Origin of the sequence: Sphingopyxis sp. OAS728 (assembly GCF_014873485.1) — a bacterium.
Taxonomy (GTDB): Bacteria; Pseudomonadota; Alphaproteobacteria; order Sphingomonadales; family Sphingomonadaceae; genus Sphingopyxis.
In genome coordinates this window covers 1314245-1333315 of record NZ_JADBDT010000001.1, presented here as the reverse complement: position 1 = coordinate 1333315, position 19071 = coordinate 1314245, and the positions used below count along the sequence as shown (strand labels likewise).

15 protein-coding genes and 1 tRNA gene are annotated in these 19071 nt (G+C 63.2%); 6 read left to right on the top strand and 10 right to left on the bottom strand.

Annotation, left to right across the window (positions count from 1 at the left end; all coding sequences use genetic code 11):
- Positions 1-81: 81 nt before the first annotated feature.
- From gltB to GGC65_RS06165, 5 genes are all read right to left on the bottom strand, one after another.
- A complete protein-coding gene (gltB, locus tag GGC65_RS06185; RefSeq protein ID WP_192646353.1) occupies positions 82-4614 on the bottom strand; it encodes a glutamate synthase large subunit in 4533 nt (1510 codons plus the stop codon).
- 19 nt (positions 4615-4633) lie between these two features.
- Entirely contained in the window at positions 4634-5818 is a 1185-nt protein-coding gene (locus GGC65_RS06180; RefSeq protein ID WP_225940697.1) for a DUF2059 domain-containing protein, read from the bottom strand.
- 23 nt (positions 5819-5841) lie between these two features.
- The gene (locus GGC65_RS06175) at positions 5842-7284 is read right to left on the bottom strand and encodes an NAD(P)-dependent oxidoreductase (RefSeq protein ID WP_192646352.1); all 1443 of its coding nucleotides are present in this window, start codon (positions 7282-7284) and stop codon (positions 5842-5844) included.
- A 159-nt stretch (positions 7285-7443) separates the two neighbouring features.
- The gene (locus GGC65_RS06170) at positions 7444-8244 is read right to left on the bottom strand and encodes an undecaprenyl-diphosphate phosphatase (RefSeq protein WP_192646351.1); all 801 of its coding nucleotides are present in this window, start codon (positions 8242-8244) and stop codon (positions 7444-7446) included.
- Positions 8244-9182, bottom strand: a complete 939-nt coding sequence (locus GGC65_RS06165) for a complex I NDUFA9 subunit family protein (RefSeq protein ID WP_192646350.1) — start codon at positions 9180-9182, stop codon at positions 8244-8246. The genes GGC65_RS06170 and GGC65_RS06165 overlap by 1 nt, the downstream gene beginning before the upstream one ends.
- Before the next feature lie 202 nt (positions 9183-9384).
- Here GGC65_RS06165 and GGC65_RS06160 point away from each other — a divergent pair.
- From GGC65_RS06160 to GGC65_RS06145, 4 genes are all read left to right on the top strand, one after another.
- Positions 9385-9471 (top strand) — tRNA-Leu (locus GGC65_RS06160).
- Positions 9472-9688: 217 nt separating this feature from the next.
- Complete coding sequence (locus GGC65_RS06155; protein ID WP_192646349.1) at positions 9689-10906, top strand: tyrosine-type recombinase/integrase; 1218 nt, start codon at positions 9689-9691, stop codon at positions 10904-10906.
- 72 nt (positions 10907-10978) lie between these two features.
- A complete protein-coding gene (locus GGC65_RS06150) occupies positions 10979-11353 on the top strand; it encodes an MbcA/ParS/Xre antitoxin family protein (protein WP_054725015.1) in 375 nt (124 codons plus the stop codon).
- A complete protein-coding gene (locus GGC65_RS06145; protein ID WP_192646348.1) occupies positions 11325-12065 on the top strand; it encodes an RES family NAD+ phosphorylase in 741 nt (246 codons plus the stop codon). The genes GGC65_RS06150 and GGC65_RS06145 overlap by 29 nt, the downstream gene beginning before the upstream one ends.
- Before the next feature lie 52 nt (positions 12066-12117).
- On the opposite strand, the gene GGC65_RS06140 is transcribed toward GGC65_RS06145, so the two are convergent.
- The 5 genes from GGC65_RS06140 to GGC65_RS06120 form a co-directional block, all read right to left on the bottom strand.
- Positions 12118-12852 (bottom strand): NYN domain-containing protein, encoded by a 735-nt coding sequence (locus tag GGC65_RS06140; protein ID WP_192646347.1) that lies wholly within the window; start codon positions 12850-12852, stop codon positions 12118-12120.
- Positions 12853-12896: 44 nt separating this feature from the next.
- On the bottom strand, positions 12897-13571 hold the full coding sequence (locus tag GGC65_RS06135) for a hypothetical protein (protein WP_192646346.1): 675 nt from the start codon (positions 13569-13571) through the stop codon (positions 12897-12899).
- A 115-nt stretch (positions 13572-13686) separates the two neighbouring features.
- Entirely contained in the window at positions 13687-13956 is a 270-nt protein-coding gene (locus tag GGC65_RS06130; protein ID WP_192646345.1) for a DUF3892 domain-containing protein, read from the bottom strand.
- A 40-nt stretch (positions 13957-13996) separates the two neighbouring features.
- The gene (locus tag GGC65_RS06125) at positions 13997-14257 is read right to left on the bottom strand and encodes a hypothetical protein (protein ID WP_054725023.1); all 261 of its coding nucleotides are present in this window, start codon (positions 14255-14257) and stop codon (positions 13997-13999) included.
- Between the two features lie 48 nt (positions 14258-14305).
- Positions 14306-17641 carry a TM0106 family RecB-like putative nuclease gene (locus GGC65_RS06120; RefSeq protein ID WP_192646344.1) on the bottom strand — a complete coding sequence of 1112 codons (3336 nt, stop codon included), beginning with the start codon at positions 17639-17641 and terminating at the stop codon, positions 14306-14308.
- Positions 17642-17703: 62 nt separating this feature from the next.
- Between GGC65_RS06120 and GGC65_RS06115 the strand changes: the two genes are divergently transcribed.
- Both GGC65_RS06115 and GGC65_RS06110 read left to right on the top strand, forming a co-directional pair.
- Entirely contained in the window at positions 17704-18696 is a 993-nt protein-coding gene (locus tag GGC65_RS06115) for a helix-turn-helix transcriptional regulator (RefSeq protein WP_192646343.1), read from the top strand.
- A 96-nt stretch (positions 18697-18792) separates the two neighbouring features.
- Positions 18793-19062: a DUF4258 domain-containing protein gene (locus GGC65_RS06110; protein WP_192646342.1), complete on the top strand. Its 270-nt coding sequence runs from the start codon at positions 18793-18795 to the stop codon at positions 19060-19062.
- The last annotated feature ends 9 nt before the right edge of the window (positions 19063-19071 follow it).

Below are 19071 nucleotides of genomic sequence, written 5' to 3'. Positions count from 1 at the left end.
CGGCGCTTATAGGGAAGCGACGCTTTCGCTGGGGTGAACGTCCTGCGGCGATGCGATGGGTTGCCCCTCCGCCGCGACGGGTCATTCCGCCGCGACGACCTCGATCTCTTCCTCGTTCAGCGAATGGGTCAGGCGGCTGAGCATTTCCTTCGGGCACACCTGCCAGAAGCGCCCACGCCAGCGGTCCCAGTCGGCGAGGACCTCGGCCGACCATTTGCTACCCGTGGCCTGCGCATGTTCCTCGACCAGCTCTTTGACCACGGCTTCCCAGTGGCTGCTCGCGAGGCGTTGCCAGACAATCGATTCGCCGTTCGCGCGGCGTTCGAACTGCTCGTCGGTGTCGAGGATGAACGCCATGCCGCCGGTCATGCCCGCGCCGAAGTTCGATCCGACGGGGCCAAGGATCACCGCGGTGCCGCCGGTCATATATTCGCAGCCGTTCGCGCCGCAGCCCTCGACGACGACCTTCGCGCCCGAATTGCGGACCGCGAAGCGTTCGCCCGCCTGACCCGCGGCGAGCAAGGTGCCCGCGGTCGCGCCGTAGAGGACGGTGTTGCCAATGATGCTGTTGTGCTGGCTGACGAGCGGGCTCGACACCGTCGGGCGCACCACAATGCGACCGCCCGACAGGCCCTTGCCGACATAGTCGTTCGCATCGCCGAACACTTCCAATGTGACGCCCTGGCAGAGGAAGGCGCCGAGCGACTGGCCGGCGGTACCGCGGAGGCGCACCTGCACATGATTGTCGGCGAGGCCCTTCATGCCGAAGCGCGCGGTGACCTCGGCCGACAGGCGCGTGCCGACGGCGCGATGCGTGTTACGGACGTTATACGTCAGCTGCATACGCTCGCCGCGCTCGAACAGCGGCTTGGCGTCATTGAGGATCTGCGCGTCGAGACTGTCGGGCACCGGGTTGCGGAAGCTCGGCCCCTGCGAACGGCGCTGGTCGTCGGGGGCGTCGACCTTCGCGAGGATCGGGTTCAAATCGAGGTCGTCGAGATGTTCGGCGCCGCGGCTGACCTGCCGCAGCAATTCGGTGCGGCCGATCACCTCGTCGAGGCTGCGGCAACCGAGCTTCGCGAGGATTTCGCGAACCTCCTCGGCGATGAAGGTCATCAGGTTGATGACCTTCTCGGGGCTGCCCGTGAACTTCTGGCGCAGCTTCTCGTCCTGCGTGCAGACGCCGACGGGGCAGGTGTTGCTGTGGCACTGGCGGACCATGATGCAGCCCATCGCGACGAGGCTCAAAGTCCCGATGCCATATTCCTCCGCGCCGAGGATGGCGGCGATCACGATGTCACGCCCGGTTTTGAGCCCGCCATCGGTGCGGAGACGGATGCGATGGCGGAGGCCGTTGAGCGTCAGGACCTGGTTGACTTCGGACAGGCCCATTTCCCACGGCGTACCGGCATATTTGACGCTGGTCTGCGGCGAGGCGCCGGTGCCGCCGGTGTTGCCCGCGACGAGAATGACGTCGGCGTGCGCCTTCGCAACGCCCGCAGCGACGGTGCCGATGCCCGCCGAACTCACGAGCTTGACGCAGACGCGCGCCTTCGGATTGATCTGCTTGAGGTCGTAGATAAGCTGCGCCAGATCCTCGATCGAATAGATGTCGTGGTGTGGCGGGGGCGAGATCAAAGTCACGCCCGGCGTCGCATGGCGCAGGCGGGCGATGAATTCGGTGACCTTGAAGCCCGGAAGCTGGCCGCCTTCGCCGGGCTTGGCGCCCTGCGCGACCTTGATCTCGATTTCGTCGCAGGCGCCCAGATATTCGGCGGTGACGCCGAAGCGGCCGCTCGCGATCTGCTTGATGTTGCTGTTGGCATTGTCGCCATTGGCATAGGGACGATAGCGTTCACTCGCTTCCCCGCCTTCGCCCGACACGGCTTTCGCGCCGATGCGGTTCATCGCGATCGCCAGCGTTTCATGCGCTTCGGGCGACAGCGCGCCGAGCGACATGCCGGGGGTGACGAAGCGCTTGCGGATCTCCGTGATCGCCTCGACGCTATCGAGCGCGACGCCCTGCGCCGGATAGTTGAACTCCATCAGGTCGCGGAGGTAGATCGGCGGCAGATCGGCGACCCCGCGCGCAAATTGCAGATAGGTCGAATAGCTGTCGGTCGCGACCGCGGTTTGCAGCAAGTGCATGAGCTGCGCCGAATAGGCATGCGCCTCGCCGCCCGCGCGCTGGCGATAGAAGCCGCCGATCGGCAGCGTGGTGACGCGCTTGTCGAACGCCGCGCTGTGCTTGTCGGTCGCGTTGATGAAGAGCGACTGATAACCTTCGCCCGAAATCTTTGCCGGCATGCCGGGGAAGAGATCGTTGACGAGCGCGCGGCTCAAGCCGACCGCCTCGAAATTATAACCGCCGCGATAGGAGGAGATCACCGCGATCCCCATCTTGGCGAGGATCTTGAGCAGCCCGTCGTCGATCGCCTTGCGAAAGCGCGTCAGGCAGTCGCCCAGCGACAATTCGCCGCCGAACAGCCCGCGCGTCCAACGATCGGCGATCGCGGCCTCGGCCAGATAGGCGTGGACCGTCGTCGCGCCGACACCGACGAGTACGGCGAAGGCGTGCGTGTCGAGCACTTCGGCCGAACGGACATTGATCGACGCGTAGCTGCGGAGCCCCTTGCGGACGAGGTGGGTGTGTACTGCGGCGGCGGCGAGCACCATCGCCATGCCGACGCGGTTCTCGCCGAGATTCTGGTCCGAGAGGAACAGTTCCGAGCGCCCCGCGCGCACGGCGTCTTCGGCCTCGCGGCGGACGCGGGCGATCGCTTCGCGCAAGGTTGCGGCATCGCCGCCGACGGGGAAGGTGCAGTCGATATCGGCGACCGCGTCGCCGAAATAGGCGCGAAGGCGATCCCAGTCGTCACCGATCAGCACGGGGCTGTCGATCACGAGCACATGGTCGCTTTGCCCCTTTTCGTCGAGGATGTTCGCGAGGTTGGCGAAGCGCGTCTTCAGGCTCATCACATGCCGTTCGCGCAAGCTGTCGATCGGCGGATTGGTCACCTGGCTGAAATTCTGGCGGAAGAATTGCGCGACATGGCGCGGCTTGTCGGAGATGACCGCGAGCGGCGTGTCGTCGCCCATCGACCCGATCGCCTCCTTGGCATCCTCGACCATCGGGGCGAGGATCAGCTCCATATCTTCCATGGTGAGGCCGGCGGCGACCTGACGGCGCAGCAGTTCGGGCCGCTCGAAGGCCGGCAGGCTCGACTTGCCGCCCTTGGGCAGGTCGGCCATCGTGCGGAAGCCCTTGACGCGCGAGCGATAATCCTGCGCGTCGGCGATCTTGTCCTTGATCGCGAGATCCTCGTACAAGACGCCTTCTTCGAGATCGACGGCGATCATCTGACCGGGGCCGAGGCGGCCCTTCTTGCGGATGCTCGCCTCGGGCAGCAGCACCATGCCGCTTTCCGACCCGACGACGAGCAGATTGTCGGCGGTCAGCGTGTAACGCAGCGGGCGGAGCGCGTTGCGGTCCATGCCCGCAACCGCCCAGCGGCCGTCGGTCATCGCGAGCGCGGCGGGACCGTCCCACGGCTCCATCACGCTGGCGAGATAGGAGTACATCGCACGGTGATTGTCGGGGACGTCGCATTCGGTCGTCCACGCCTCGGGGACGAGGATCAGCTTGGCGGTCGGCGCGTCGCGGCCGGCGCGGCACAGCGCTTCGAACACCGCGTCGAGCGCGGCAGTGTCCGACGCGCCTGCCGGGATAACCGGCTTGATGTCTTCCGAATGCTCGCCGAACGCGAGGCTCGCCATCTTGATCTCGTGGCTCTTCATCCAGTTCTTGTTGCCGCGGATCGTGTTGATCTCGCCATTGTGCGCGAGGCAACGGAACGGCTGCGCCAGCCACCATTGCGGGAAGGTGTTGGTCGAATAACGCTGGTGGAAAATCGCGACGCGGCTCTCGAACAGCTTGTTCGTGAGGTCGGGGAAGAAGTCGGCAAGGCTCTCGGCAAGGAACAGGCCCTTGTAGATGATCGAGCGCGCCGACAGGCTGCAGATGTAAAAGTCGGCGATCTGTGCCGCGATCACCTTTTTCTCGATCCGGCGGCGGACGAGATAAAGCTGCTTTTCGAACTCGGCGACCGTTTGCTCGTCGGGCAGGGGGCCCGCGATCATGATCTGCTCGATCTCGGGGCGCGTGCGCTGCGCCTTGTCGCCGATCACCGACACGTCGACCGGCACCTGGCGCCAGCCATAGATGGTGAAGCCCGCGTCGATGATTTCGGCCTCGACGATCGTGCGGCATTCCTCCTGTGCGCCCAAATCGGTGCGCGGCAGGAAGACCATGCCGACCGCGAGGCGGTTCGGGCGCACCTTGTGCCCCGATGCCGCGATCGCATCGTCGAAGAACCGCACGGGCAGGTCGACATGGATGCCCGCCCCATCCCCGGTCTTGCCGTCGGCGTCGACCGCGCCGCGGTGCCACACGGCACGCAGGGCTTCGATCGCTGCCTCGACGACGCGGCGCGACGGCTTGCCGTCGGTCGCCGCGACCATGCCGACGCCGCAGGCATCGGATTCCAGGTCGGGGCGATACATGCCTTCGGCTGCGAGCCGCGCGTGATCGGGGGTGGGGAAATGGGTCATCATCTTCGTCCTGACGGAGTGTTTAGTCGGGTAGCTTCTTGCGCGCGTTCTCGGCCGCTTCCTCGGCGGCCTGCTGCGCGGCGAGGGAAGCGTTTTCGTAGGCGAGTTCAAGATCTTCGACGCGCTTCAGGTCGGCGGCGGACCAGTTGCTGCGGTCATAGGCGGGGTCCGCAACCGCGTCGGCGGCCGCATCGGCGGCATAGGCTGCCGCGTCCGCCGCGTCGGCCGCGGCATCGACGGCATAATCGTCGGCCGCTTCGACCGCGACCGCATCGGTCGCCTCGACGCTGTCGGTCTTCCACATGTCGCGCTGTTCCTTCAGCAGCTTCACATCGACCTTCATCAGCTTGGCGAGTGAGGAGAGCTCCTTGTCGCTGAAATCGGAGAGCTGCTTTTCCTTCGGCAGATCCTTGAAATCCTTCTCCAGCTCCGGCGCGCGGTCGATGAACTTGGTGACCAGCGGCGGCACCGCCTTGATGACTGCAACCATGACTTCGGGATCGGCCTGCAGCGCCATCCATTCATTGGCATAGAGCGCGCCGGTCGGCGTCGCGAGAAAGCCGTTGAGGTCGGTCAGCTGTGCCGCGGTGAACTTGCGGGCATAAGCCTTGGCCAGCCCTTCGCGCATCGGGGGTTCCATGTCGCCCAGCCCTTCGCTGATCAGCGGCTTGATCACCTTGGTGATCTGGTCTTCGCGCTCCTTGCGGTGCGGGTCGAACATGTCGGCGATCTTGCTTTTGGTCGCTTCGTCGAGCTTGGCGACCTGTTCGCTTTCGACGCCGGTCTGGATCGAGAGCATCAGGTCGGACTGGCCGCCGAACTCGCCCATGATCGTCTTGAACATCTTGCCATAAAGATTGTCGATCATCTTCTCGATGCTGCCGGCGGGGATCAGCGCGCCCATCGTCTTTTGCGCGAGCGCCAGGCGCGCCGGCTCGATCGGCGGCAGGCTGCTCGTGTCGAACATTTTTTCGATCAGCGCGACCGCCTCGTCCATTTCCTTCTGCATCTTCGCCTTTTGCTCTGCGGCATAGGCTTCGCTGTCGAAGTCGGTGGCAGGTTCTTCTTCGACCTGCGCCGGCTCGGCCACAATCACTTCGGCGACCGGGGCTTCTTTGGCCGTCTTCTTGGGGGCGGCATGGGCCGCGGCGCCGAACGGCAGCATCGCGACGGCACCGGCAAGCAGGATCGATTTGAACGACGGCATCATGAAATTCCTTCCCCTGTTGGTCATGCTGCCTTCTTTTCGCTTTTGGCCTTCGCTTTCAACCACTTTGCCATCTGGTCGCTGACATCGCGGCCGTCGCGGATGCCCCAGACGACCAGGCTGGCGCCGCGCACGATGTCGCCGGCGGCGAAAACGCCGGGCAGGCTGGTCATCATCGTCTGGTGATCGACGCGGAGCGTGCCCCAACGGGTAACGCTGAGATCGGGCGAGCCGAACAGGTGCGGCAATTCCTCCGGATCGAAGCCCAGCGCCTTGATCACCATGTCGGCGGGCACGTCGAACTTGCGGCCGGGATCGGCCTCGGGGCTGCGGCGGCCGCTCGCGTCGGGCGCGCCGAGACGCATGCCGGCGACCGCGACTTCCTTGACATGCTTGTCGGCGGTGAAGCTTTCGGGCGCCGACAGCCAGACGAACTCGACGCCTTCCTCTTCGGCGTTGGTCACCTCGCGCTGCGACCCCGGCATATTTTCCCGGTCGCGGCGATAGAGGCACTTCACCGACTTCGCGCCCTGGCGCACCGCGGTGCGGACGCAGTCCATCGCGGTGTCGCCGCCGCCGACAACGACGACATGCTTGCCCTTGGCATCGAGACGGCCGTCGTCGAACGCCGGAACAGCGTCGCCAAAGCTTTTGCGGTTCGACGCGATCAGATAATCGAGCGCCGCGATCACGCCCTCGGCGCTGTTGCCCGGAACGTTGATCTCGCGCGCCTTGTACACGCCGGTCGCGATCAGCAGCGCGTCATGCTTCTGGCGAAGCTGGTCGAGCGTCGCGTCGCTTCCGACGTCGAAGCCAAGGTGGAACTGGATGCCGCCTTCGACCAGACGGTCGATGCGGCGCATCACGACGTCCTTCTCCAGCTTGAAGCCGGGGATGCCATAGGTGAGGAGCCCGCCGGCGCGGTCGTGCCGGTCGTAGACATGGACCTCATGCCCCGCGGCGCGCAGATATTCGGCGGCAGTGAGCCCGGCGGGACCGGCGCCGATGATGCCGACCGACTGGCCGGTCGCGGCGCCTGCGTGCAGCGGTTCGACCCAGCCCTCGGCCCAGGCGGTGTCGGTGATATATTTCTCGACGCTGCCGATCGTCACCGCGCCATGCCCCGAAAATTCGATCACGCAATTGCCCTCGCACAGGCGATCCTGCGGGCAGATGCGGCCGCAGATCTCGGGCATCGTCGAGGTGGCGTTCGAAAGCTCATAGGCTTCGCGCAGCCGCCCCTCGGCGGTCAGGCGCAGCCAGTCGGGAATATGATTGTGGAGCGGGCAATGCACCGAGCAATAGGGCACGCCGCACTGCGAACAGCGTGCGGCCTGCGCGTCGGCGTCGGGCTCGGCGTAGCGCTCGGCGATCTCGCGAAAGTCGCGCGCGCGTTCTTCGGCGGAGCGCTTGTCCGGATAGGATTGTTCACGCCCCACAAATTGGAGCATGCGTTCGGAAGCCATGCAGTATCCCCTTCGTTGAGCGGGGAATTGCATGGCTCGAAAAGCCGTGTCACGGGCGAATATCGAGTTAGGGCAGTATTGCTAACCTAAAATGAGGGGTGAATTTGCCTCAAAATGGGGTCGCGCAATTATCTTTCGTCGATTAGTATCAGTTCGGACCTATCTCATCCCGAGCCAGATCAGTGCGGCGACGCCGGCGATGATTCGATACCAGGCGAAGGGCGCAAAGCCGTAGCGCGTGACGACGGCGAGGAACGCCTTGATCACCGCCCAGGCGACGATGAACGAGACGAGCGAGCCGACCGCGATCAGGCCGAGGTCGTTCGATGTGATCGCGTCGCGGTGCTTGAACAGCTGGAGTATCGTCGCACCCGTCAGCGTCGGGAGCGCAAGGAAGAAGCTGAACTCGGCCGCGGTCTTGCGATCGACCCCGAACGACATCGCGCCGAGGATCGTCGCGCCAGACCGGCTGACGCCCGGGATCATCGCGATGCACTGGACCAGCCCGACCAGGATCGATTGCCGCGTCGACACATTCGCGACGCCGCCGACATCCGTCGTCTTCGCAAAGCGCTCGACGAGCAGGATCGCAAAGCCGCCGATGATAAGGGCCCAGGCAACGACCACGGCATTTTCGAGCAGCAGCTCGATATAGTCGCCGAACGCGAGGCCGAGGATCACCGCGGGAAAGAAGGCGAGCAGCAGGTTGCGCACGAACGCGATCGCTTGCGGTTCGCGGCGGAAAAAGCCCGTGAACATCTCCCAGAAAAGCTTCCGGTACAGCACGACGATCGCAAGGATCGCCCCCGGCTGGATCGCGATGTTGAAGATCGCCCAGCGCGCGGCGTCATAGCCGAGCAGCTCGGTCGCGAGGATGAGGTGGCCCGTCGAGGAGACGGGCAAAAACTCGGTCAGACCCTCGACGATGCCGAGGATGATTGCGGTCAGCCAGATAGACATTATCGCGAGGCAAGCTCGGCGAAGCGACCATTGCGGCGATATTGGACGAGCCAGCCGTCGGCGACCGAACCGAGCGACGTCGGGGTGATGCCGAGCTCTGCGAGCCCCGCGGCGTCGTTTGCGACGACATTGTCGTGCTGGAGCATCAACCACTGATCCTTGGTGATCGGCGCGCCGGGTGCCCAGCCGAAGCCGCTGGCGAGTGCCGAGGCAACGAAGTCGGGCACATCGACGAACAGCGGGCTGCGGCCGGTCGCATCCGCGATCCAGCGCAGAAGTTCGGCCATCGTCAGCACCTGGGGCCCGCCGAGCTCGAACGTCTTGCCCGCAGCATCACGGGCCAGCGCCGCGACGACCGCATCGGCGACGTCGCCGACATAGACAGGCTGGAACTTCGCCTTCGGCGCAATCACCGGAACGACCGGCGCCATGCGCATCATCGTCGCGAAACGGTTGATGAAATGATCCTCGCGGCCGAACAGGATCGACGGGCGCAGGATCGCTGCGTCGGCAAAGGCTGCGCGGACCGCTGCTTCGCCATCGCCCTTGCTGCGGCCATAGGCCGATGCGCTGTGGGCGTCGGCGCCGATCGCCGAGACATGGACAAGCGAGCCGACGCCGGCCGTCTTGGCGGCGGTCGCAACATGGCCGGCGCCATCGGCCTGCACCGCCTGCATGTCGCCGAACGCGCCGACGAGGTTGATGACGGCATCGCTGCCCTGCACGGCGCGCGCGACGCTGGCGGGATCGCGAACGTCGACCGCGACGAACTGCGTCTGGCCAAGCCCGCCGAGCGGCTTCAGAAAGGTTGCGGCGCGGGGTTCGCGCTGCGCGACGCGAACGCGCGCACCGCGCGTCAGCAGCCGCTGCACGACATAGCGGCCAAGAAAGCCGCCGCCGCCCAGCACCGTGATCAATTGCCCGTCGAGTTTCTGCATATCGTCCGCCTGTGATCGATTCTCTTGCGGGCGCAGGGGCGCGCCGCACGGCTTCCCCATGCCGCGAAGCGGGAAGGGGGGCAAGGGGCGAGGCGCCTATTGTGAGGCGAAACCGGCGGCTTTGCGATAAAATGTGCGTCGGTGCTCGCAGCGCGGTTGACAAGCCGATGGACGCCCCGCTAAGCGCCCGCTCCTACCCCGTGCCCAGATGGCGGAATTGGTAGACGCACCAGCTTCAGGTGCTGGCGATCGCAAGGTCGTGGAGGTTCGAGTCCTCTTCTGGGCACCATTTACCCCTCTCCTGACATCCCAGAACCATCGACAAAACGGCAGAAATCTGCCATTTTCTCCTTGGTCTTGTCTTTTGGTGTCCGAGGATATTTCACTCGATCTCACTCGAAATGGGGCCACCGGAATAGGCGATGGCCCCACGGCCATTTTCTGGTGGCCCCATCGCTGGCTTGAGATGTCGCACCGGCTGAGACCTGCTTGCAGGAGTTGAGTCGATGTCCCTTACCGATGTTGTGATCCGTTCGCTGAAGCCGGAGGACCGTCCGTACAAACGCGCGGACGCTGGAGGCCTCTATCTGGAGGTGCGCCCGACAGGCGCAAAGCTCTGGCGCTTCAAGTATCGGCACCTCGGAAAGGATAACCGCATCGCGCTCGGTGCATATCCGGAAGTGCGCTTGGCCGAGGCGAGGCAATTGCGCGACGATGCCCGGCGTAAGTTGCGCGAGGGCGTGGACCCGCTTGCCGAGCGCAAGCGTCAGAAGCTGATCGCGCAGTTCAATGCCGGAAACACGTTCGGTGACATCGCCAAGGAGTATATCGACAAGTCGGTCGCCGAGGGGCGAGCCGATGCGACGACGGTGAAGGCTAACTGGCTCCTCGACCAGCTCAAGCCTATCGCGACCATGCCTGTCGCCGACCTCAAGCCCGTTGAGGTTCTGGCTGTGCTCAAAAGGATCGAGGCGCGCGGCAAATATGAAACGGCGCGTCGCGCCCGCTCCTTCGCCAGCAGGGTCTTCCGCTATGCGGTCGCGACTGGAAGAGGAGAGAGCGATCCTACTGCCGTGTTGCGGGGGGCGCTGATCGCCCCGCGTGTGACGCACCACGCTGCGCTCTTGGAACCGGAGGCAGTTGGTGCGTTGCTGCGGTCTATCGATGCATACACCGGAAACACGATTACGCGGCTCGGGTGTCAAATTGCGCCTCATGTGATGGCCAGGCCCGGAGAACTGCGTAAAGCCCTGTGGTCGGAGATCGACCTCGATAGTGCGGTATGGAATATCCCTGCGGAGCGCATGAAGATGCGCCGGCCGCATGCCGTACCTTTGTCGCGTCAGGTCGTGAGCTATTTGAGGCAGCTTCATGAGCTTACCGGACCCGAAGGGTTCGTCTTTCCTGCCTTTCACACGTTTCGTCGCCCAATGAGCGAGAACACACTCAATCAGGCGTTCCGCCGCATGGGATACTCCACCGGGGAGGTGACGGCTCACGGCCTGCGCACCACCGCTTCTTCGCTCTTGAACGAAAGCGGCAAGTGGCATCCCGATGCCATCGAGCGGTCACTGGCGCATGCGGACGCCAATGTCGTTCGCGGGACGTATAATCGAGGGCGCTATTGGGATGAACGGGTAGCGATGCATCAGTGGTGGAGCGATTATCTCGACGCTCTACGCGCGTCTGACGAAGACCAGATCTCGGCTCTAACCGCCAAATGAAATGCGCCCGCTTGCAAAATCCGAAGTTTGTTCTTATGAATGGAAATGTAGATTTTCATTCTGGAGAATGTCATGGCGACGCGGCCAGCCTCCCAAGCGGATCAGGGACGAGTTCTCTCGGAAGCGGTCGCGCGTGTGGCGACGTGCTGGAAGCTGACGAACGAGCAGTTGGGCTCGGTGGTCGGTATTTCTGCTGCAACGGCCTCGCGTCTTCGTTCCGGCAGTTATCAACTTCAGCGAGCCGAGAAGGCGTTCGAACTTGGGCAGTATCTCGTCCGGCTTTTTCGCAGCCTCGATGCGCTCATGGGAAGCGACGATGCGGCGTCGACGTCTTGGCTGAAGTCGGAAAACTTGGATCTTGGCGGCAGACCCATCGATCTGATCCGAACGATCCGCGGTCTGAACGACGTGGCCGACTATGTCGATGATTACCGCGCCCGCGTTTGAGCGAACGCCGAAGCCGGAGCATCTTCGCGCCTACCGTGGGAAGCTGTGGCGGATCGTCGAAGCACAACATCGGATTTCGACCAACCGTCTGGCGGCGGGCGCCGACGATCAAGCGTTGCTCGAGCAGCTTGTGGAAGAAGTGAAACCGAACTTGCCGGTAGCGGCGCGACATCTCCACTATCTGCTCGCGACGCCGTTTCGCTACGGGCATAAGATTAGCTCGAGATTTCGCCGCGCCGGCGAGAAGCCCGGCATCTTCTATGCCGCAGAGGCGATTGGCGCTGCGATTGCCGAGACAGCCTATTGGCGACTGCGTTTCTACTCCCGGTCGCCTGGATTTCAGCCGCCGAGCACGACCGTGGAACACTCGGCAATCAGTGTCTCGGTAGCGATGGATCGTCTGCTCGACCTGTGTGCAGAACCATTTGTTGCGGGCGCGTCGCTGTGGATGGCGCAGGACGACTATTCCGCTTGCCAGCAATTTGCGTCTGAAGCGCGAGAGATTGACGCGCAGGCTATTCGCTATGCGTCCGTTAGAGATCCTCAGCATCGCGCGAACGTGGCCCTGCTGGACCCATCGGTCTTTCGTGACCCAGCGCCCCGCAACGCTCAAACTTGGCATATTCGCTACGAGCAAGGGGAATTGATCGCTCTTCGCGCTTTTCCGTCGGAGGAGCGGTTTAGGTTTCGGCCTTCAGACTTCGGCCTCTGACTAAGCTCTTTGCCAAGGGAGTTGGGTAAGACGATCAGCGATTGCGGGGCAGCTATTTTGTCTTGATGTAAACCCGAAGCTGGTCGCGCCTAATGTCGAAGGCGCCAGATTTTTCGATCAGCGAGACGAGCTTGGCGCACCCGTAGCTGCGTGGATCGAAATCGGGCATCTCTGCCAGAAGTCGGCTTCCAACCGCGCTTAGCGGGTACCAGCCATCCAGATCGTCGAGCTGGCCCAGCGCTGCTTGGATGAGCGGGATCGCCTCCGTCGGCTTTAGTTTGGCCGTTTCGGGTTCAGGCTCGGGGCCGCCGCCAATCGCCGTTATGCCTTTAGCTTCGTCGAGCGTAAGGTTCTCGGTGTAGATGAAGCGCTTGCACGCCTGACGGAAACTTTGCGGCGTTTTCTGTTCTCCGAAGCCATACACGGCGACGCCTTGTTCTCGTATTCGGGCGGCAAGGCGCGTGAAGTCGCTATCCGACGAGACGAGGCAAAAGGTATCGAACCGTCCCGAATGCAGAAGATCCATAGCATCGATCACGAGCGCGATGTCGGACGCGTTCTTCCCGATCGTATTGGCGAAATTCTGGTGCGGCATGATGGCATGTGTGGCCAAAACCTCCGCCCAACCCTTGAGCCGCGTGCTAGAAAAATCGCCATAAATGCGCCGGACGCTCGCTTCGCCTATCGTGGCGATTTCTTTGAAAAGGCCTGCGGCTATCCGCGGCGACGCGTTATCGGCATCAATGAGAACTGCGAGCTTAGCAGGATGTTCGAGCGTCGTTGACATGGAACGACCATGCCAGACGGCAATAAAGAAACATTGAAAGCCGCCTACTCGATGATTTCGGCCTTGGCGCAATTCATCTCGAAGTCGAGCAGGGCGCGCCGCCACCGCTCGCGATTGGCGCCCGGAACGATACTGAAGAATAGAAGATTGGGAGCAACGCGCCCGCGAATAACCGGGAAGTCCGCAGGACTTCCTACCAGTGAGACGAGCTTGATTCGAATATCGATCGCTCGCTGTACCGGGTCGCATTGGCGAGCGAACTGGATTGCAACGACAGACTTGCCCGCAGCCACATAGTCCGCGGCTTCGCTGAAGAGCGAATATTTGGGCCGGGTTCGCGCGGTCATTGAGGTCACCTCGAAGCCGTTATCCGGATCGAGGAAAATCAGGTCGGCCGGCTGCAATTCGGCGATCGCGTTCTGGTGCCAGCTTCCACGGTCATCCGCAGGAACGTGGGCCGCAAAGTAGCAAGTGTCGGGCGGTAGAATCTCCCACGAGGCTACGTTCGAAAGCTTGCGGTCGGCGACCGTATCGAACTTGCCGATCTTTTCGAAGAGCTCGGCGTCCGCATCACGCCAAACCCCGCCTTTGAGATGATGACGCTTTTCGCCATCATTGTTGCCCGGGCGGTCAACCTGATCGGGCGTCGTAAGGTACCAGTTCACCCCGATCCGAAGCTCGAGAGATTTGCTCAGATGCCGGAGCAGGGCGTACTTCAAGAAGTCGTGAGAATCCCCGAGGTACCGCTCCTGCATAATTTTCTTTCTGTTCGTTGATCATCTCGGGGCGCCGGATCCAGGCCCTACCGCGTAATGCGATAGGGCCATTTAGATGTTAGCGAGGACATTCCGGAAGCGCGAGGAGGTTGTCATTCCACTTTCCGTCGGCGTAGGTGCGAAGATATTTGCCGTTCGCTCCATTCACGACGCCGATATCGCCCCGGTTGTTTCCGACAAGGGTGTAGAACGTGTTGGTCTTCGCCTCGATCGAATCGATGACCTGCTGTCGCGTCCAGTGCCAGGTCGCTCCGCCGAGGTGGGTGATCCCTTCATAAGGATCGTTGCGCGGCTGCTTGTTGATGCACGTCACTTGCACGTCTGCCATGAGCTTTTCCTTTCCAAATCTGCTTAGGGGGCGTTGGGCCTCAAGCGGCCCTTTTGTGAAATATCGGCGCCTGCACGCGCTCGGCGGTCTCGAAGAACAGCACTTCGTCCTGCGAGAGGCGGAGAAGCTGCTTCGCACCGAGCGCGAAATATTCGCCGGCCCGGACCAGCCAGAGCTGGCGGTCGGTCGGAAGATTGGCCTTCGCGAGAAGCGAAGCCGTGTCGATCACCTCGGCGTCGATTGCCAGCAACTGCCCGTCAACGTCGACGATGTGGCGAAGTCCGATATCCCAGTAGGCCATGAGCGAATCTCCTTTCGTTCGATGAAAGCAGATTCGCACCACAGCATGTCAGAAGCTGTCACCCCCATGCTCGCGGAGCAAACAAAGTGCATTTACGAGCATCATTTCCTCGACGGTTCGGCAGGGGGTTTCGAGAAGAAGGGGACTTGCGAAGACGACCGCCGAGGTCTGCGCGCGCGATACGGCGACATTGATCCTGTTCAGCGAGAAGAGGAAGTCGATGTCGCGCGGCAGCTCCTCACCGCTCGATGTCGTCATGGAGACGAGGCACACCGGCGCCTCCTGCCCCTGGAAGCGGTCGACCGTGCCGACACGGACAGCCGCAGGCAGCGCGGCGCGCAGCGCGTTAACTTGGGCATTATAGGGTGCGACGACCAGAATATCGGTGTGGCCGATGGCGCGCTCGCTTTCGTCTCGCGCGCGATAGGTTGCTCCGGTCACAGCCTCGATCTGCGCCTTGATGGCGTCGATCTCTTCCGGGCTGACCTGCGAGCGCCCGAAGTGATCGATCGCGCGGACGCCCGCGCCGACGAGCGATTGCCCGTCAGTAGCGAGCAGTGATTGACTGCCGGCGGCATCGTCCGAGTGCAGCTTGCCTTCATAGACGGCGACCGAGATATAGTCGCAGACCGCGGGATGCATTCGGCGGCTGACCGGCATGAAGATGCCGCGATCGGCGGGGACGACCCGGTGTCCGTCGATCAGATATTCGAGACAGGAATCGCCACTCCGTCCGGGGTGCGTACCTTGAAGCGGCTGCGGCAGTTGCATCGGATCGCCGACGAGGACGAGATTGCGGGCCGCGCGCGACATGGCGATGATATTGGCAAGCGAGACCTGTCCCGCTTCGTCAACGAAGAGATAGTCATAGGCTGGCGCTTCATATCGAGCGAAATGCCACGCCGTAGCGCCGACGACATCGGCGGTCCCGATTTCAGGCGCGTCATTCTCGCTGACAAGGACGATGCCGGGATGGGCATTTTCATCGTCATCGTCGGCGACTTTTTGGACCACGCTGCATCGAACACCATCGGTCGCGCTCCGGTCCGCGACCGCTTCAAGGAGATTGGTGATGGCCTTGTGACTGTTCGACGAAACCGCAACGCGCTTGCCTGCACGGACGAGGTCTATGATCGATAGCGCACTGACATAGGTCTTGCCGGTGCCGGGCGGTCCCTGGATCGCTAGGGTCGTTTCATCCATGGCGGCAATTGCGGCGCTGGTCTGCGCCGGGAGATCGCCTTCGGCGTCGATGATGCCCTTCGGCCGCGCGCCGTCGCGAAACGTCGGCGCCGCGCGCATGAGCAATTGTTCGATCGCTTTGGCCGAGCCGGGATTGTCGATGATGGCATCGGTCACGGCTGCAACCGCGGCGCGCAGCGTTGCGTTGCCGATCGGCTTGGCCGGAATGAGATCGAGCCGATCGGGCAGCTCGCCTTTCGCTGTCGAGCGGCGCAGCACGAGCAAGTTCGTGTCGTGGTCGATCTCGCGCAGATCGACATCCTCGGGCATCGCGGCGGGTTTGACGCAGGGTTTGCGGCCTGCCCTCAATTTGGTCTCCTGCGGCGGGAAGCGATAGGTTCGCTCGAACGACCTTGCCGTTACTTTGACGGGATCACCGACCGCCTCGAGGCCCTGGACGCATTCAAGATCATCGACGAGCTCCTCGCTCTCCTGCGCGAGCCGATCGAAGATCGCCCACCACGCGGGCTTGTCTTCGCGCTTGTGGAAGAAGTTGAGGTCGAGCAGCAGATCGGCGATGTCTTCGCCGAGCCGCTCGCGAACCGGAAGGAGCCGCTCGCGCAGCGCCGCCATCTCATCGTCCTCGGCCTCGACATTCGCGAGCGGGCCCCCGTCGGGAACCTCGCCGAGTTTCGGCCAAGGCAGGCCTTCAGGGCGAACGTCGCGGATCAGCCAGTCGCGCAGCAGCTGCGTCGAGATGCAGTCGGTGCGGTTATAGTCGTAGATCTTGTCGAGCAGATCGCCGTCCTGCGTTTCCCGCCAGCGTTCGTAGAAGACGACGCTCGCGCCCGCGGTTGCGACATCCGCTTCGCGCTTCTCCATATAAAAGGCTTCGAGATCCTTGATCGAATAGCCTTTCTCGGAAGCGATCAGCGATCCCGACACGACGCGGAACAGGTCGACGAACCGCCGTTCACGCTGGAGTTGGTCCATGGCGGCCTCGCCGACGCGATGCTCCGCGGTCAGGCGGCGAAGCGCCGCAATCTCATAATTCGCATAGTGGTATATGTGCGCCTTCGGGTGGCGCTGGAGATGCGCCGTGAAGAATTGCAGTAGCTCAGAAACCGCTTCGCCCTCGGCGGCACGGTCATGCGCCCAAAAGGCGCGGAAGCTCCATTCGCCCTCATCGCGAAACCAGATGCCGTGGAGATATTCGAGGCCGCCCTCATAATAGGGATCGCCCTCGATATCGTAGAAGAGGTCGCCGTCGTCGGCTTCGGGCAGCAGTCCGAATCCCTTGCCGGGCTCATAGTCGCGAAGCGCAAATCCCGGCGGGGCGCCGGCGCGGCGCGCGGCCTGGAGTCGCGCCTGCGTCTGGAGCCGCTGCTGGGTCTCAGGAGCGAGCTTCGGGATGCGCTGGTCATGGACCGCGAGGCCGCCGAGCGTTTCGATGCCTGCGGCCTCGACTTTTCCACGCTGCGATCTTGTCATGCCGGCTACCAGGGCAAGGCTGTCGGCCTTGTCCCATTCGTCGCGGCAATGCTCTTTCCAGCGGCAGAGGCCGCAGCTTGAAACAGGCTCGGGCCGCGTTTCCGGACGGTCGGTCAGGAAGGTTTCGAACACCGCCCGTGCATGGCGTGCGTAAGATGCCACGTCGGCGAGCGGCACGGTGAAACGCGACCCGTCGCCGAGCTGGAGATGAGCGGATTCCGGCCGGACGCCCTGAAGGTCGGCGATCAGGTCGGAGTAGAGCGAGAGCTGGAGAATATGTTTGGGGTCGGGCTTCCGTTTCAGCTTGGTATCGACAACCTCATAGGACCAGCTTCCGAGATTGGAGGGGCGTTCCACCCGTTCGAGAAAGTCGGAATAGCCGCCCCATGCGCCGCCGAGCAGCGCGCCCTGAAAGATGATGTCCGGGCCGGCCGTCATCGCCTCGCGTGTGAGCCGGACCGACTCTTCCAGCGTGATCCCGTCCTTGGGAATTTCGACGACATTTTTGCCCTGCGCCTTGAGCGCGTCGAGGAAGGCAAGTTCGTGGGCGTCGCCCTGCTTCTGAAGAAGTTCGGCTTCATCGCCATCCTCGCACGGAGCGATATCGCGGGCCTCTATCAGCCGCAGATCGAGCGTCGTCGCGTGCCTGCACCCCTTGAACCGCATCAGGTCCGAGGCCGAAAGCCTGAGAGCGTCGTCGATCATCCGCATACACAATCCCCTTTATTCCGCTATGGCAGGTCGGGACGACAAAAGCTGTCATGGAGAATCGGATGTCGTTTGCAAAGGCCCAGGACCTTCTCAAGCTAGCGATGATGGCGACGCGCCGCAGCGGGGTGTCGCTCGAAGAGATTGTCGAGGAGTTTGGCTGTGTCCACCGATCGGCGCAGCGCATGACGGTCGCGCTTGAGGCGGCTTTCCCTCAGGCCGAGCCCGAAGACGGTGACGATCGCAAGCGGCGATGGCGCATCCCCGCGCGGGCGATTGCGCCCTTGTTGTTGCCGTCGGCCGAGGAACTAGCCGCGATGACGACGGCAATACGCCAGCTGGACGCGGCCGGCATGGCGGCCGAGGCTGCGACCGTGCGCCAGATGGAACGGAAGGTAAGGGCGCTGATTCCCGCTCATGCGGGCACACGATTGGCTGTCGATGAGGAAGCCCTGCTCGAAGCGCTGGGGCATGCCGCGCGTCCGGGGCCGCGACCGGCCGGAACGAGCGAGGTCGACAGTGCGATATCGGAGAGCCTGAAAGGGCCGTTTCTGCTCCGCATCTCATATCGGCGCCGGACGCAGGACAAGCCGACCGAGCGTGTGGTTGCGCCGCACGGCCTCTTGCTGGGTGTGCGCCGCTATCTCGTCGCGCGCGACACGGCCAAGCCGGCTACCGAGCCGCTGCGCCATTACCGGGTCGAAGAAATCTACTCGGCCGAGCTACTCGACACGAGCTTCGAGATCGATCCCGGCTTCAATATCCGCGAACATTCCGAAAAGGGCTTTGGCTCGTTCGAGAATGCTGCCGAACATGGCGACGTCATTTGGCGCTTTTCGCCAGACGCTGCACCCCATGCCCGGCGGTTCGTGTTCCACCCTACGCAGAGTGTGGAGGAAGAGGCCGATGGCTCCTTGCTCGTGCGCTTCAAGGCCTCGGGACATCTCGAAATGTGCTGGCACCTCTATTCATGGGGGAAGTCGGTCGAGGTGCTGCAGCCCGCTCGGCTTCGCCAGATGGTGCATGGACACCAGCGCGAGTTTGAGGCTCTGCCGTAAGGGGCTAGGCCCAATTTGACCTCAGTCTCAGCGGGTGACAGTTTTTGTCGCCCCAATTTCCTATTTTGGATGCTCGGCAACCATTGGGAGGACGACATGGGACTGACGAAGCATGCGAGGCAGCGCATCCAGCAGCGTGGAATTTCTACTGAAGCGCTGGATGCGATCCTTACTTATGGCACGCGCCGCCGGCACCGCGGCGCGGACATTTATTATCTCGACAAGAAATCGCGGCGGCGGCTGGCTGGCGCATTCGGGCGCGAGCGATACTCGAAGCTGGAGCGCGCGCTCGACAGCTATGTCGTCGTCAGCGACGACGGGGCGATCGTTACGGCGGCAAACCGTCTGCACCGCCTGAAGTTCTGAACGGACGAG

Excerpts from the sequence above, each read along its gene's own strand:
- GGC65_RS06165 (WP_192646350.1), bottom strand. The coding sequence starts at position 9,182 with ATGCAGAAACTCGACGGGCAATTGATCACGGTGCTGGGCGGCGGCGGC.
- GGC65_RS06120 (WP_192646344.1), bottom strand. The coding sequence starts at position 17,641 with ATGCGGATGATCGACGACGCTCTCAGGCTTTCGGCCTCGGACCTGATG.
- GGC65_RS06150 (WP_054725015.1), top strand. The coding sequence starts at position 10,979 with ATGGCGACGCGGCCAGCCTCCCAAGCGGATCAGGGACGAGTTCTCTCG.
- GGC65_RS06180 (WP_225940697.1), bottom strand. The coding sequence starts at position 5,818 with ATGCCGTCGTTCAAATCGATCCTGCTTGCCGGTGCCGTCGCGATGCTG.
- GGC65_RS06115 (WP_192646343.1), top strand. The coding sequence starts at position 17,704 with ATGTCGTTTGCAAAGGCCCAGGACCTTCTCAAGCTAGCGATGATGGCG.
- gltB (WP_192646353.1), bottom strand. The coding sequence starts at position 4,614 with ATGATGACCCATTTCCCCACCCCCGATCACGCGCGGCTCGCAGCCGAA.
- GGC65_RS06130 (WP_192646345.1), bottom strand. The coding sequence starts at position 13,956 with ATGGCAGACGTGCAAGTGACGTGCATCAACAAGCAGCCGCGCAACGAT.
- GGC65_RS06155 (WP_192646349.1), top strand. The coding sequence starts at position 9,689 with ATGTCCCTTACCGATGTTGTGATCCGTTCGCTGAAGCCGGAGGACCGT.
- GGC65_RS06140 (WP_192646347.1), bottom strand. The coding sequence starts at position 12,852 with ATGTCAACGACGCTCGAACATCCTGCTAAGCTCGCAGTTCTCATTGAT.
- GGC65_RS06125 (WP_054725023.1), bottom strand. The coding sequence starts at position 14,257 with ATGGCCTACTGGGATATCGGACTTCGCCACATCGTCGACGTTGACGGG.
- GGC65_RS06145 (WP_192646348.1), top strand. The coding sequence starts at position 11,325 with ATGTCGATGATTACCGCGCCCGCGTTTGAGCGAACGCCGAAGCCGGAG.
- GGC65_RS06175 (WP_192646352.1), bottom strand. The coding sequence starts at position 7,284 with ATGGCTTCCGAACGCATGCTCCAATTTGTGGGGCGTGAACAATCCTAT.
- GGC65_RS06110 (WP_192646342.1), top strand. The coding sequence starts at position 18,793 with ATGGGACTGACGAAGCATGCGAGGCAGCGCATCCAGCAGCGTGGAATT.
- GGC65_RS06170 (WP_192646351.1), bottom strand. The coding sequence starts at position 8,244 with ATGTCTATCTGGCTGACCGCAATCATCCTCGGCATCGTCGAGGGTCTG.